Here is a 14,661-nt window from a genome sequence, read left to right as displayed (position 1 = left end):
ACATATATGCATAGTTTAACGCAATCAGCACGCCGCAACCATTTTGTAACATTCGCTTTTCGGCATATCTGTATTTTTATGAAAGATAATCATGATTTCAGTTGCAGAAAACGACTTCATTAGCTACAGTAAAGAGAAAGAGGGGAGCTTGGGGATGCAGATGAAGTGGCAATATTTCAAATGGTTTGTGCCGATCATAGCGGTGGTATTGATCGGTTTGTTTGGGGTCCGCAAACTTGTTCTTAACGCGCAAGCGGCTGCCGAAACTGAACGGATCCAACAAGTGCAAGCCAAAGCGAAGGCGACTAAGCAACAAGCAGCCAAAAAACTCGCCAAACAACGCGCCGCCAAGCAAAAAGCCGAAACGATCGACTGGCACAAGCCTTCTCAATCGATTCCTTATCCTGACGTCAACAAATATCCACATTTAGAATTTGTCGTCAGCCTTGCTAAGCAGCGGGTCTATCTCAAAAATGACGGGAAAACGCTATACACCATGTATGCGTCAACTGGGATGGACAACGCGACGCCAAAAGGCCATTATGCGATTCAAGCGGAACGTGGGACACACTTTTTTAATGGTCAAGTCATGGTGGGGGCTAATTACTACACCAGTTGGCTAGATCATGGTAAATACTTATTTCACTCAGTGCCAACCGATGCGCAAGGCCATTATATCGAATCAGAAGCGGCGAAGTTAGGTAAAGAGCCTGCATCTCATGGCTGCGTGCGATTGAGTGTTGCTGATGCGAAGTGGATCTACACCAATGCCAAAGTGGGGATGGCAGTGATCATTGAGTAAAACCAAGCAGTAGCGGCGTGCGCCGCTATTTTTTTTGCACTGGATAACCATGACTTTACAATTTGCGTGATTTTTACCAGCTGCCGCGCATTTTGCCTACCCGAAAAATATGAAATGGCCTATAATAAATGTAATATTGCTTGGGAGATCGGTTATGATTCAAGAATTCATTGCCGACGTGCCATTGCTGCTGGTACGTCTGCTGACGTTAAGTTTTTTTAGTATTGGGTTTATTCAGTATTTTCAACGGGTTTACAGTACCGTATTTGATGATCATCAACCGCGGCGCGCTTATTTAATGGTGTTGGCGATTGCCGGTGGCTTATTTGTGCATTTTGTGGTGATGGTTCAACCTGGTAGTCAAAATATCATTATCTACCATAATCTGGCGTTATTTATGTTGGTGACGCCGCTATTGTTTGAAGGCTTCAATCATTGGGAAGTCGCGGCACAATTTATTGCGATCGCGTTGTTGTGGTGGTCGCATCATCAAAGTAATTTTTCGCAACCGGTAACGTTACTGGCCATGGTCGCCTTTGGGGCGTTATTGTGGGGGATGCATCAACACGGGCACATGTTTTTGACCAAGTGGGCGGTTGGGGTGCCAACGGCCTTTGTTTATGGGAGCTTGTTTTGGTTGAGCACCCCTGCAGTTTCCGCCAATATGCCGATGACTTGGGCAATACGCGTGGAAAATGTGTTGTTGTTTGGGTTAATGCTTGCGTTTGTTTTAGGGTATTGGGGGCGTCAATCACAAATTGAAGCCGCTAATCGTCAGCTGCAAGAGTTAGCCTACCACGATCAACATGCTGATACGCGATATGCCGACCAGCAAAAAGAATTCACTGAACTCGTCAAACAAGCACAAAGTTTGCGACAACCATTGACGTTTGCGACTTTTGATCTCGATCATTTTCGTCAAGTGAATGATCAATATGGTCATTTGGCAGGCAATGCCGTGTTGATCCAAGTGGAACAACGGTTGAAAAAAGTTTTGGAAGATAGCGGCGTCGATCACCGCATTTACGCGACCACTGGTGAAGAATTCAACTTAGTGTTTCCCAACGCAACGCCTCAAGCGTTGACCACGTTGCTTGAGACTTGTTGGCAAGCAATCCGCAAAGGGGACTTTGATTATGAAGGCCATGGCATTGCCTTAACGATGTCTGGCGGAGTCACAGCATTGCAGCCAAGCGATGAGGACACCAATGATTTGTATAAACGTGCTGATGACAGTTTGTCGATTTCCAAGCGCGCAGGACGTGATATTGTCACCATCGATGGCAAACGCGCCTCTGGTAATGACAAAGTCGTGCGTCATGTCGACGATTACCGCTTTTTTGCTCAAGGGGTATATGAAATCACCGCAACGGGAAAGATCCGGCGCTCAAACGAATTGTTATTGCGGACATATGACCCGTTGCAACAACGTTGGGTCTTGCCGGATACCTTTGAGTTACCAGCTTGGATGCAGATCTCGTTGATCCAAGAATTTATGCATCGCACAGGCGCGTCGACGATGAATATCAACCTCACGGCCAATCAATTCGACGATCTTGATTTCGCGACGGCGATGACCCAATTTGTCGAAAGTAGCGACGGCCCCAAACATTTAAATATTGAAATCACCCATCTCAGCGATTCAGCGACGACGCGGCGGATCAGCGCCTTGTATCGTGCTGCAGGGGTGAAGTTGATGATCGATGATGTCGGTTCGGATAACAGTTTTGAATTGGTCCAAGACGTGTTAGGCTACGTCAACAATGTGAAGTTTGCGATGCAAAACTTACGCAAACAAACCAGTCCAGAACAATTGAAACAACGCGCGTCGTTTTGGGTGAAAGTCGCCAAACAACATCACTTGACCTTTGTCCTTGAAGGTGTGGAAAATGAAGCTGATGTGGCCTTAGCACGCGAGCTTGGCGTGTTATATGTCCAAGGCTACTATTTCGGCAAACCCAGTCTCGTGGTGCCAGATGCCACGGTGGCAGTGACCTTCTAAAGCAAAAGCCGGTGAAACTCGACGTGAGTTTCACCGGCTTTTTGATTACGTCAATTCGGTGGCGACTGGCTCGCCTGCGTGAAAAGCCACCAAACTGTCTAATGCTTGTTCAACCATGTTGCGCACCGCCACATCGGTGTAATAAGCAATATGCGGCGACAACAACACATTCGGCATCGCCAGCAACTCCTCCCACAAGGGATCGCTGAAGTCGTGATCTTCTGCCAGTTGCAACAAATCATCGGCTTCATGTTCAAAAGTGTCGATCGCCACGCCACCGAGTTTGCCAGAGCGCAAATGATGTAACAAGGCTTGCGTGTCTAAGACATTCGGCCGCGCCGTGTTGATGATCAAAGTTCCAGCTTTCATCATCCGAAAAGCTTGGTCGTTGAGTAAGTGATGATTGCTAGGATCCCCTGGGATGTGCAAGGTGATAATGTCGCTTTGCGCAAGCAGTTGTGGCAATGGCACCGCCTCATAGTGCAAACTGGCATCATGGGGTAAATGTGTGTCAGTGATCAATACCCGCGCACCAAAGCCATTTAAGATCTTGATGACGGCTTGACCGATGTGGCCAGTACCGATCACACCCACGGTACAATCACCAAGTTCGCGCCCCATGAAGGTTTTGGCTAAGCGGTAATCATGATCGTGTAACGCAGTTTGCACCGGGCCATTTTGTCGCAGCAAGGTCAACATACTCATCACTGCAAACTCAGCGATCGCCCTGGGTGAATAGGCTGGGACATAACTGACTTTCACGTGATGTGCGCGTGCAGCGGCTAAGTCGACATTTTCAAAGCCGGCGTTGCGCAAGGCTAAGTAAGGGACCGGCAATTGCGCAAATAGCGCTGCCGGGTAAGGCACAGTTTGAAAACAGGTGATCGCGTCGGCGTTGTTGGCCTTTTGACAAGTGTCGACATTGAGGTAGTCGGCATATAAGTCGACTTCGTTTTCAGTGCGGGCCGCCCAAGCTTGAAAGTATGGCACTTCATCGCCGCGGACCCCAAAAGCTGAAATGTGCATCAGAAACCTCCATTCATCTGATGATATTTTCCGAGTCGTTTGAACCTTAAGTGTAGCGAATGAAAACGATTTAAGCAAATGGTCATTTCATGTCATTTACGATTTTTGTTATGGTATGATTAGGGGAAAAAAGGGGGGAAATGTCATGATCCGATTTTGGGGACAGCCAAAATATGCGCAAGCTGAACGGTTTGCGCTGGAATTATTTTTGCGGGAAAAAATCGGCGATCAATGGACGTTTCCTCAAGACTTCGGGCGCTTTAACGCGAAAGATATTACGACGTTACTTCAACAAACAGTCGCTGCAGTTCCTAAAGCTATTCAAATGGTGTCGATCAATTTAGATCAACCTGAATTTGCGCGGGCGGATTATTTGAAAGCTTTGCCGCAACTGCAAGCCCAATTGCCGGAGATGCAGTTATGTGTGGAGTTAACAGAACGGCCCAATGGCGTGGCCATATCGGCGTTGGTGGCAGCGGCAAAGGTGTATCAAGCAGGTGGGTTGTGGGTGTGCATCGATGATGTCGGCACTGGTGACAATCAACCTGAACTCGTTCAAGCGCTAGCGCCTTATGTTCAAGAATATAAGTTTGCGTTGCAAAATTTCCATGATCAAAAAGATTTCATCACCTTGGTGTCGCCGTTATTACAATTTTGGCGAGAACAGGCACAATTGGCAGGGGTATTTTTTGCGATCGAAGGTTTCGAGAATAAAGCAGATTTAAAAATTGCCACCAATTATCAACCAGATATTATGCAAGGGTATTACTTTGGGCGGCCGCAGTTGATCGATGTGAGTTAGACTTGGGGGTGTGATCATGACCACTTCAATCCGAAAACAAATCACTAAAGTTGGCACTGTCTTAACGGATATGGTGATGCCAAATATTGCCGCCTTTATTGCGTGTGGCTTATTAGCAGCGGTGTGTGCGCCTCATGGTTGGTGGCCGAATGCTGATATTTATCGCGTGGTGTCACTGAGTCAAGCCTATTTGATCCCGATGTTGTTAGCTTTCACCGGTGGCAGCAACGTTGGGGGTCATCGCGGCGGCGTGGTAGCAGCGATCACTGCGATGGGGGTGATTTCAACAGCGCAGTCTGCCGCGATTTTAGGGGCGATGATCGCCGGTCCTGTCGCTGGGTGGGCAGTGAATGCCGTTGACGATTGGTTGCGTCCGCATGTCAAACAAGGCTTTGAAATGTTGGTGAACAATTTCTCTGCCGGGATATTAGGGATCTTGTTGGCATTAGCAAGCTACTACGGCTTAGCGCCAGTGGTGGATGCTGGCGCTAGCTTGTTAGCTAGCGGTGTCGCGAATTTGATTGCTTGGCATTTGTTACCATTAGCCAACGTGATCATTGAACCAGCCAAAGTCTTATTCTTGAACAATGCGTTAAATCATGGGATCTTAACGCCGTTAGGGATGCAAGCAGCCGATCAAGTCGGGAAATCGGTATTGTTTTTAGTGGAAACTAACCCAGGGCCAGGATTGGGGATCTTGTTGGCGTTTCATTACTTTGGCCACGGCCATTCCCAAAAGTCTGCAGGCAACGCGGCGATCATTGAATTTTTCGGTGGGATCCATGAAATTTACTTTCCTTATGTCTTAAGTCAACCGGCATTGTTGTTAGCGGCAATCGCAGGTGGGGTGGCAGGCACGTTCACTTTCTCAAGCCTTGATGCTGGTTTGACAACAGTGGCTTCGCCTGGCTCGATCATTTCAATTCTGTTGTTGACGCCGCATGGGCTTGGCAGTTTCTTAGCAGTGGTGGCTGGTGTGTTGGCAGCGGCGGTCATTTCGTTTGGCGTTGCGAGTGTTGTGTTGAAGTACAGCCATCAACCTGCCAGCGACGTTGAGGTGATACAGCCTAGCAAACATGCGATTCGCAAAATCATTATCACCGGCACCCAAGGCATGGGCACGCCACAAATGGCAGTGACCTTGCTGCAAGCCAAGTTGAAGAATCTCAATGATATTACCGTCAGTGTCGTTGCCCAACCCATTTCTGAATTAACCCCTGATCAAAATGCTTTATTCATCACCCGCGATGATTTGGTATCAGTAGTCCATGACCAAGTGCCAGGAGAAATCCGCATTTTAGCTGTAACGAATTATTTGAAGTCGCCAGTGTATGATCAAGTGCTGGCGATGTTGCAAGCGCAAAAGCAATAGATCCGATCAAGTGGCTGAGACATACGCGAACTTAGCATAGAGTAGAAGGCGCCTGACGAGTAAATCCCGAACTTAGGATTTGCTTGGCAGGCGCCTTCTATGCAAATGCGTTGCTTGATGGCTCGTACAATCTTGTAACTGTCGTGTTGATTTTGGTGCCTTTAATTATCTCTCGGCCTTGATCGTGCAAACGGTGGCAGGCATTAGCAATCAGTCGTCAAAAAAATCGAGCCAGTCACCATGACAGACTCGATCTATCGTTTAATATTTTGGTTCCAACAAACGGCGCGGGCGAATGAAGGTGGTGATCGCCGTATCGTTTTCAGGAATGTAATCCGCTGATGCGAAGAATGCTTGCATATCGGGATCATCGCAAACGACCACGATGCGCGCGACTTGTTTGAAATATTCATCGAATTGATCCAACAACTCATGGCCGATACCTTGATGTTGGTATTCAGGTAAGACCATCAAGTCTTGAATGAACAACACCGTGTGCATATCTGACACGCCACGGATCAAGCCGACTAAGTTGCCGTCAACGTCCCGTGCGGTCAACAAAGTGGAATTGGCGATGCCGCGAGCGGTTTCGCCGATGTCTTGTAAATAGTGGGTCATCCCGACGCCACCATAAAGCTTTTTAATTTCATGAATGGTCAAACCAGTTTCAAATCGGTACTGCACGATATTGCCTCACAATCATCTTTAAAGTGTCTGCGATGATTGTACCCTTTTGTTGATGAGAGTTCATGTGAAAAAACATTAGGATTCGGTAAAATCGATGAATTGCACATTGTCGTCGATGTCCCCACCATCGCCTGACAAGGTAAAAATGCTCATGTTCGGGATATACTTCAAACTCAAATGTTCATCTAAGTCTTCTTGCGAGTACCCTTTGATGCCGACAGGCCCTAAGTTGCTGGGTAAATCGACATCATAATCGCTGGCTTCGTCTGAGTCAGGGATCACGTTAATGGTGAATTGCACTTGCATGTGGATCATGGCGTGTTGTGAATATGGCCCCACGCCATCTTCAAAGGTCAACAATAAGCGCTTATCCGGTGCTAAATGTGGTGTTAGTTTTGCCACTGCAGCATCATTAAAATGAATTTCCATGAGTTTGCCTCCTTGAAATGTCAACACTCCCTGACTTAAGCATAGTCACTTTGACGTGATAAGGCAATTTATAAGCCTATACAATTTTTTCGAACGATATTTGCTTTTCGTCACAATTTCTTCACATTTACTGGCTATATTAATCGTATGGATTTAAGTCACCCACTTATTTCCATACCCATACCCAACTTTTTCATTTTTACTCCTCCAAGTAAAAATCGCCAAGTAGCCACCCACTACTTGGCCAATCCTTACTCCTTGGTCGCCACCACCCATGGCGACCATTTTTTTGACTAAAAAAGGGATCTCAGGTGAAGACTGACTTGCCAATAAGGTCGTTTACAATAAACTTGTAGTAAGCGCTTTCTAGACGTGATATAATTCACATATCAGAAATAAATAGGTCTAATGTCAGGTCAACTGTTCACCATCTCAGGAGGAAAAAGATATGAAGAAACTGGTTACAGTCGGCACCACCATTTTACTGGCGTTAACTCTCGCTGCTTGTGGTAGCAATACAAAAGATAGTGATTCATCAAGCAAGACCAGCTCCAGCGCCACCACAAAAACGAAAATCACCATCAACGATGGCCTCAAGTCTGGTGAAACCGCACCAGCTGCGGGAACATTGGTGATGCGTCAAGGCTATGCCGCACCGCATGGCACGCAGTCGGCGGCAGCGGTTAATGTGACATTAAATGGAGATACCATTGTGGCGGCGCGCATTGATGAGTTCCAATATGTCGACAAATCTGCCGATTGGACTGGGGTGCCAAACTCAGACAAGGATTTTGGTAAAGGTTATCCTAGCGGCAAATTTTTAATCGGCAAAGCCCAAAATTCTAAGCCTTATTCTGCTTTAATGAAGAAAGAAGCGAAGGCGACGAAGACTTGGGAAGAAAGCATGACTGCGATTCAAAATTATGTCAAAGGCAAAAAAGTTTCAGATCTCAAGCAAACAGTCACGGATCTCAAGGCGACCAAAAAGGCTGCTGATGTGGTTTCTGGCGCGACGTTTGCCGACACTGCTGGTTATGTTCAAGCCATTTATGATGTCGCAACCAATGGGATGGTTTCAAAAGGGATCGCCACAACAGATAACAATGTGACAGAAGGACAAATCTTGGCAGCACCTCATGGCAAACAAAGCTTTGGCATCATCACTGTGGCGATGCAAAACAATAAAGTTGCTAATGTATTCGTCGATGAATTCCAATACACCCCAAGTGCAACCTTTGGCGCTTTGCCGAATTCAGATAAAGACTTTGGTAAAGGCATCAAGTCTGGCACGGTTTTAGCTTCTAAGCGGGCCAACTCCAAAGCTTACTCTGCTTTAATGACTAAAGAAGCTAAAGCGACTCATACTTGGATCGAAAACTCAGATGCGATCGCGGCTTTTGCCAATGGGAAGACTATTGCGGAACTTGAAACTGCCGTCGGTAAGGTGAAGAACACCAAGAAAGTCGCAGATGTGGTTTCAGGGGCAACATTTGTCGATACTGCTGGATACTTACAAGCAATTATTGATGCAGCCAAAGCAGCAAAATAATCAAGACTTAACATCGTGAATCTATCATTCAAAAGGCGAGGACCGGTTTTTGCGGTTCTCGCCTTTTGAAGTGGCAAAACGGTAGCTGAAAATGAACCATGACTTGGGCAAAGCGCCTAGATTGCGTGATCGTCAAGGTGCAGATGATGAAAGGGGAGATACTACCTCAAACACGGGAAAAAGATGGTGGTGTGGCACGATGGCTCAGGCATGAAAGCAAGTATGCCTGAGCCGTCATGCATTAATTTGAAACCGATCATAACGCGGTTCAATTTCCTTGGTGATCGCCGGATTATTCGATAAAATATTTCGATTAATTAAAATACAAAAGAGAAGTTAAGCCGCCATAGTGGGGATTCAATTTATGACGGTATTTCCGATCAGTTGCCATCACTTTTGCCTAAAAGCCTATACATATAGGATGCACTGCGGTTCAAATTAATTGACGAATATGACACCGAATCCCGTTGTCGACGATTTAAACGGCTAAAAGGTAACGCCTTCGGAAATCGGTTACAGCATTTTGGACCAATATTTTTACAATTCGTTCGGGTTTTGCATACCACTTTGACGAAAGGTGAAATGAAAGCGTACAACAACCGGTATCCTCGAGGTGCCCGAAATCGTGCCCGGCCAATTGAATTGGTGTGTACCAATATTTCCGCAGTTGCAAAGCGTTTTCAAGCTTGGCATACTCCTATTTGTACTAAATTTTTTACTAGTCCGTTCGACTAGAGATCTTGGAGGAACTCATGAAATCATATATGCAAAACCTTGGGCGCTCCTTACAACTGCCAGTCGCTGTACTGCCAGCTGCCGCGCTTTTGGTCGGGATCGCCAACTACTGGCTGTCCTTTGGGCCTAACGCTATTGCAACGTTCCTGTTGCAAGGTGGGTTGGCAATTTTGGGTCAATTGCCAATTCTGTTTGCTGTGGGTGTTGCCTTAGGGATGTCTGAAGGCAAAGACGGGGCCGCAGCCTTTGCTGGGTTAGTTGCCTTTGAAGTGCCTGTCAATGTGTTGAAACCTGAAAATATCGCGGCTTTCACCGGCGTTAAAGTCACTGCGGTGGATCCCGCCTTTTCTCAAATCACTAACGTTTTCATCGGGATCATCGCTGGGTTGATCGCTGCCGCATTGTTCAACCGTTTCCACTCAGTTAAATTACCAATGGCCTTGTCTTTCTTCTCAGGCAAACGTGCAGTGCCGATCATGGCGGCTTTCGTTATGATGATCGTGTCTGCGATCTTGTTTGTGGTTTGGCCACCAGTTTATAACGTGTTGGTTGCCTTTGGTGAATCCATTGTGAAACTCGGTGCCGTGGGGGCCGGCTTGTACGGCTTCTTCAACCGTTTGCTGATTCCAACAGGTTTACACCAAGCCTTGAACTCTGTGTTCTGGTTTGACGTTGCCGGGATCAACGATATCGGTAAGTTCTTAGCCTCTCAAGGGACTAAAGGGGTTACCGGGATGTTCCAAGCTGGGTTCTTCCCAGTCATGATGTTTGGCTTGCCTGCTGGTGCGTTCGCGATTTACAAAAATGCCCGCCCAGAACGCAAAAAAGAAGTTGGTTCTTTGATGTTAGCCGGTGCGTTCGCCTCATTCTTCACCGGTGTGACTGAACCGCTTGAATTCTCCTTCATGTTTGTGGCATGGCCATTGTATGTGATCCATGCGGTATTTACTGGTATCTCCTTAGCCTTTGCAGCGTTCATGCACTGGACTGCTGGGTTTGCCTTCTCCGCTGGGTTAGTCGACTTTGTCTTAAGTTTCAAGAACCCAATTGCCAACATGCCTTACATGTTGATCATTCAAGGGTTAGTGATGGCTGTGATCTACTACTTCGGCTTTGATTTTGCCATTAAGAAGTTCAACATCATGACCCCAGGTCGCGAAGAATTACCTGCCGATGACGGCAAAGTAGCGCCTGAAGTGGTTACTGATGCAAACGACGACAAATACACCATCCAAGCTAAGCGCATTTACGCTGCCCTTGGTGGTAGCGACAACTTGAATGTTGTGGATAACTGCACGACGCGTTTGCGTTTGAAGTTGTCCGATACTGGCAACATTGATAAAGCGGCGATCAAAGCCACTGGCGTACCTGGTATCAATGTTTTAGATAAGAACAACTTACAAATTATTGTCGGGACTGAAGTGCAATTTGTTGCGGATGCTTTGACGCAATTAAAAGAATCCAATACCCCAGTTTCTGCAATCGAACCAGCTGCTGCAGCTGCTCCGGCTGCTGCTGCAAAGTCTTCTGCTACTGAAGCTGGCGTAGACGTTGAATTCCACAGTGTGGCCAACGGTCATTACTTGGAACTCGATCAATTAAGCGATCCTACTTTTGCTCAAAAAATGTTAGGTGACGGCTTTGCCATCGACCCAACTGACGGCAACATTGTGTCACCAGTTGATGGTGAAGTGACCACGGTATTCCCAACTAAGCATGCGATCGGCTTTAAGACTGCTGGCGGCTTAGAAGTCTTACTGCACATGGGCTTAGATACGGTTGAATTAAAAGGCGCAGGCTTTGATGTCCAAGTTGCTGATGGCGACAAAGTCAAACATGGCCAACTGGTTGCTAAAGTCGATCTCGAATCGATCAAAGCTGCTGGGAAGCAAACGCCAATGATCGTGATCATCACCAATATGGATGCAGTCGGCTTGTTGAAATATAATGCGGTCAAAGATCCAATTGCAGATGATGCTAAAGTCTTAACGGCAACAACTAAATAAGATTAAAAAATGCTGTTTCAGCCTGATCGCTGAAACAGCATTTTTTGTGTGTTAGTCGAAAGGAAACTTCATACCCCAAGCGTTGCGAACGTCATCCATAATGTGGGAAACGTCATGTGACATCGCCAGTTGCCCATCATCATGTCCGGCTTCGATATAGCGTTGCATATCGCGGACTTCATATTGCAACGCTAGCGCTGAGTCGCCGGCTTTCAACGTTTCAGTGTGCGAAGTGTGTGCGTCTTCAGTGTAGGTGACAACAGCTTCAGTGGCGCGGGGATAGTTGTTGATCTCGACATAGCCTTTGGTGCCAGACACCACGCCACGCTTAGGTTGCTTAGCGCGCAGTGACAAGGCCATTACCGCCATTTGTTGGTCCGGATTTTTCAAAATGATCCCAGATTGTTCATCGACGCCAGTTTCAAAGAATTTCACGGTGGTGAGGGTGACGTTTGGTTGCGACTTCAAGAACGTCCGCGCAAAGGCCGTCGCATAACCGCCGATATCAAGCAACGCGCCGCCTGCTAAATCTTTGTTGAAGAAACGGTTAGTGGGGTCATAATCTTTCAAACTGCCGAAGTTGACTTGCACCATGTTGATGTCGCCAAGTTTGCCTGAGGCGATCAAGTCCTGGACTTGTTGATAAATCGGCATATGCATCAAGGTCAAACCCTCAGTTAAGATCAAGCCTTTGGCCTTGGCCAAGGCTTGGACTTCGTCGAATTGCTTGGCGTTGACGGTGATCGCTTTTTCTGCGAAGACGTGTTTGCCAGCGTTTAAGGCTTTCTTGATATAAGGGTAGTGGAAAGTGTGTGGCGTGGCGATGTAAATAATGTCGACCTTTGGATCATTGATCAAATCATCAGCGTCGGTGTAAGTTTTCACAATATGTTTTTCCGCGGCAAATGTTTTGAGCATCTCCGCATTCACGTCAGCGACCGCGTAAATCGAGCTGTTGACGGCATTGAACGCGTCCGCCATTTCATGCGCGATCCAGCCAGTGCCAATCATTCCCCAATTATATGTTGTCATGTTAATGCGTCCTTTCTAATTGTTGAACGTCACCGTCAGCAGTTTCCAACAAAATCGTGTGAACTAGGCCGCTAAACAATGACGTCGCGACAACACCTGGCAATTGTTCAAAACGGTGGGCGAAGTCAAATACATCAGCGCCTTCAGGTAAGGTCACATCGATCACCACATTGCCATCTCTGGTACGCGTCAAGCCCATGTAGTTGCTAGCATCACGCAAGGTGGCAGTGGTGTGAAAAACGTCTGCAACTTGCTGCACTAAGGGGATGGCAACATCTAAAGCTTCTACCGTTAACGGCACTTGGCGATCAAATTCAGGCACATAGCGTTCAGCGCCGACTAATAAGACGAATTGTTTGGTCAACATCGCATTGCGCTTTTCATAAGTGAAAATGGCGCCGCCACTTTTTAAGGCATCAAATTGTGCCGTCACTTGATCACAACCATCAAAAGCCAGATCAGTGGCCGTTAAACTTTGATCGACAGTTAAACTAAGTGTGCGACAGGTGGCAACAGTCGCTTCTGACGGACTACAAATGCGCAGATCAGTTAACGTGCTTGAAGCAATGGCTTCTGCGAGTTGTTTGATGTGATTACCGCCGCCTAGGCTGATCGCCATGCCGGAATGGATCATCGCTAATGCCGCTTGAATTTGTTTAGACATGTGTTGCCCTCCCGAGAAATTAAATTTCACAATTAATATAATTCGTGAAATAAATTTTGTCAAGCGCTTGCGTAAATGCTAAAAATGCACTAGATTTGAAAAGGAAGAATTTCACGACAATTGAAATCACGAAATTTTTGAGGTGATCAAAATGGCCCCACGCAACATTATTAACGATCTCTATGCCCAACAACCGAAAATGTCAGTGACTGACAGTAAAATTGCGCAGGTGATTTTAGCTGACCCTAGCAAAGTGGTGAACATGACCATCGCGGCATTAGCCAAGTCCGCACAAGTCAGTGAAGCGTCAGTGTCGCGGTTTTGTCGGAATTTAAATCGCGAAGGCTTCCATCAAGTTAAAATTGAACTTGCCCAAACCGCAGAGGATCAACATAATTACTATCACGATATTCATGCCGATTCTCTTACCCAAGCGCTTGAAAATATTGCCGCCAACAAAACCGCAGAAGTTGACGCGACGTTAAAAGCAGCTGATACCGCAGAAGTTGAGCAGATGTTAACGTGGTTGAAACAAGCGCCAGTGATCCAGTGTGCCGGCGCGGGTGGTACTTATCCTGTCGCTTTAGATGCTGTGTACAAGTTCAATCAACTCGGCTTTTTAGCGTTGTCTGATGCGACTTATGAAACCAGCATGGCGCAAACCATGAACTTACCGAAAAATTCGGTATTGCTGGTGATTTCAAATTCTGGGGAAACTTCAAACTTGATTAACCAAGCGCAATACGCAAAACAACACGGCGTCCATGTGATCGCCTTGACCAATCGTGAAGACTCACCGCTAGGCAAGCTCGCCGACGCCCATGTTCTAACTGCAGTGCGGCAACAAGTTTTTGAATCTGAATATTACTTCTCTAGATTGTCGGCGACTGCGGCAATCGAAACGTTGTTCTTATTGATACTCGCACAAGATCCGGCGTATTCTGATCATATTCAAGCCCATGAACATTTGATCGCCGATGCCAAAATCTAACACAAATGATGTCCCTCATCGTGAATGTTTCATGCCGCCACCAGGCGAGAGTGGTTTAGCTCCGTTGCGGTCATTTGAAGCAGTGGTCTCCAGTTGTCTCGTCGCTGCATAGTGAGGGTCCTCGAGGAAGCTAGCCTGGATGTCTCGCTACGCTCCCCACCAGCCGGATCTTCCTCTGCGGTTTTCCGTAAACGACAAGTCGTTAACGGAAATCTCACTATGCTGCAACGGACAACTTCCGACCACTGCTTCAAACGACCTCCACTGCGCTAGCCCACTATCACCTGATGGCTACAAAACGCAACTTGCCGACGTTGATATGACATTTCATCTATCGAATGAAGTCGCACGTGAGCGTATTTGATTTGTAAGCTAGCAACACAACGTAGAAAATCTGTGAGCGGAGATGATTTGGCAGAGCGGAGGTGAATTGGACAATTGCCTGTGGGAGTGAAATCAAGTGAAACGCCGGTTTGTGACGGTTCGCGCAGATTTCACCGGCAAATATTGAAACGGAGTGAATTTCTCCGGATCAATATTTAGTCGAAAGAACATCGGCGGGCT

At 46.8% G+C, this 14,661-nt stretch carries 12 protein-coding genes; 7 read left to right on the top strand and 5 right to left on the bottom strand.

Annotated features, from left to right (window positions below):
* Positions 1 to 154: 154 nt before the first annotated feature.
* A complete protein-coding gene (locus EKM92_RS09840; RefSeq protein WP_125710330.1) occupies positions 155 to 802 on the top strand; it encodes a L,D-transpeptidase in 648 nt (215 codons plus the stop codon).
* A 154-nt stretch (positions 803 to 956) separates the two neighbouring features.
* Positions 957 to 2,804, top strand: a complete 1,848-nt coding sequence (locus EKM92_RS09835; RefSeq protein WP_164509963.1) for a GGDEF domain-containing protein — start codon at positions 957 to 959, stop codon at positions 2,802 to 2,804.
* Between the two features lie 45 nt (positions 2,805 to 2,849).
* On the opposite strand, the gene EKM92_RS09830 is transcribed toward EKM92_RS09835, so the two are convergent.
* Positions 2,850 to 3,830: an NAD(P)-dependent oxidoreductase gene (locus EKM92_RS09830; RefSeq protein WP_125710326.1), complete on the bottom strand. Its 981-nt coding sequence runs from the start codon at positions 3,828 to 3,830 to the stop codon at positions 2,850 to 2,852.
* A 145-nt stretch (positions 3,831 to 3,975) separates the two neighbouring features.
* On the opposite strand from EKM92_RS09830, the gene EKM92_RS09825 reads away from it, so the two are divergent.
* Both EKM92_RS09825 and EKM92_RS09820 read left to right on the top strand, forming a co-directional pair.
* Positions 3,976 to 4,632: an EAL domain-containing protein gene (locus EKM92_RS09825; RefSeq protein ID WP_125710324.1), complete on the top strand. Its 657-nt coding sequence runs from the start codon at positions 3,976 to 3,978 to the stop codon at positions 4,630 to 4,632.
* 16 nt (positions 4,633 to 4,648) lie between these two features.
* Entirely contained in the window at positions 4,649 to 6,004 is a 1,356-nt protein-coding gene (locus EKM92_RS09820) for a PTS transporter subunit EIIC (RefSeq protein ID WP_125710322.1), read from the top strand.
* A gap of 261 nt (positions 6,005 to 6,265) precedes the next feature.
* Here the strand turns inward: EKM92_RS09820 and EKM92_RS09815 are convergent, their stop codons facing one another.
* Both EKM92_RS09815 and EKM92_RS09810 read right to left on the bottom strand, forming a co-directional pair.
* A complete protein-coding gene (locus tag EKM92_RS09815; protein ID WP_125710320.1) occupies positions 6,266 to 6,688 on the bottom strand; it encodes a GNAT family N-acetyltransferase in 423 nt (140 codons plus the stop codon).
* 78 nt (positions 6,689 to 6,766) lie between these two features.
* Positions 6,767 to 7,120 (bottom strand): iron-sulfur cluster biosynthesis family protein, encoded by a 354-nt coding sequence (locus EKM92_RS09810; RefSeq protein WP_125710318.1) that lies wholly within the window; start codon positions 7,118 to 7,120, stop codon positions 6,767 to 6,769.
* 448 nt (positions 7,121 to 7,568) lie between these two features.
* Between EKM92_RS09810 and EKM92_RS09805 the strand changes: the two genes are divergently transcribed.
* Together EKM92_RS09805 and nagE are read left to right on the top strand one after the other, a co-directional pair.
* Positions 7,569 to 8,669: a peptidoglycan-binding protein gene (locus EKM92_RS09805; protein ID WP_125710316.1), complete on the top strand. Its 1,101-nt coding sequence runs from the start codon at positions 7,569 to 7,571 to the stop codon at positions 8,667 to 8,669.
* Between the two features lie 752 nt (positions 8,670 to 9,421).
* Positions 9,422 to 11,410, top strand: coding sequence for an N-acetylglucosamine-specific PTS transporter subunit IIBC (nagE, locus tag EKM92_RS09800; RefSeq protein WP_125710314.1), 1,989 nt, complete (start codon positions 9,422 to 9,424; stop codon positions 11,408 to 11,410).
* A gap of 51 nt (positions 11,411 to 11,461) precedes the next feature.
* Here nagE and EKM92_RS09795 read toward each other — a convergent pair whose 3' ends face one another.
* On the bottom strand, positions 11,462 to 12,442 hold the full coding sequence (locus EKM92_RS09795; RefSeq protein WP_125710312.1) for a Gfo/Idh/MocA family protein: 981 nt from the start codon (positions 12,440 to 12,442) through the stop codon (positions 11,462 to 11,464).
* A gap of 1 nt (position 12,443) precedes the next feature.
* On the bottom strand, positions 12,444 to 13,106 hold the full coding sequence (locus EKM92_RS09790; protein WP_125710310.1) for a ribose-5-phosphate isomerase A: 663 nt from the start codon (positions 13,104 to 13,106) through the stop codon (positions 12,444 to 12,446).
* Positions 13,107 to 13,257: 151 nt separating this feature from the next.
* Here EKM92_RS09790 and EKM92_RS09785 point away from each other — a divergent pair, with 151 nt between their 5' ends.
* Positions 13,258 to 14,097 (top strand): MurR/RpiR family transcriptional regulator, encoded by an 840-nt coding sequence (locus EKM92_RS09785; protein WP_125710308.1) that lies wholly within the window; start codon positions 13,258 to 13,260, stop codon positions 14,095 to 14,097.
* Positions 14,098 to 14,661: the final 564 nt, after the last annotated feature.

The sequence above is a fragment of the Lacticaseibacillus porcinae genome (assembly GCF_003946305.1).
Lineage (GTDB): Bacteria > Bacillota > Bacilli > Lactobacillales > Lactobacillaceae > Lacticaseibacillus > Lacticaseibacillus porcinae.
This window is presented reverse-complemented; position numbering and strand designations above follow the sequence as displayed.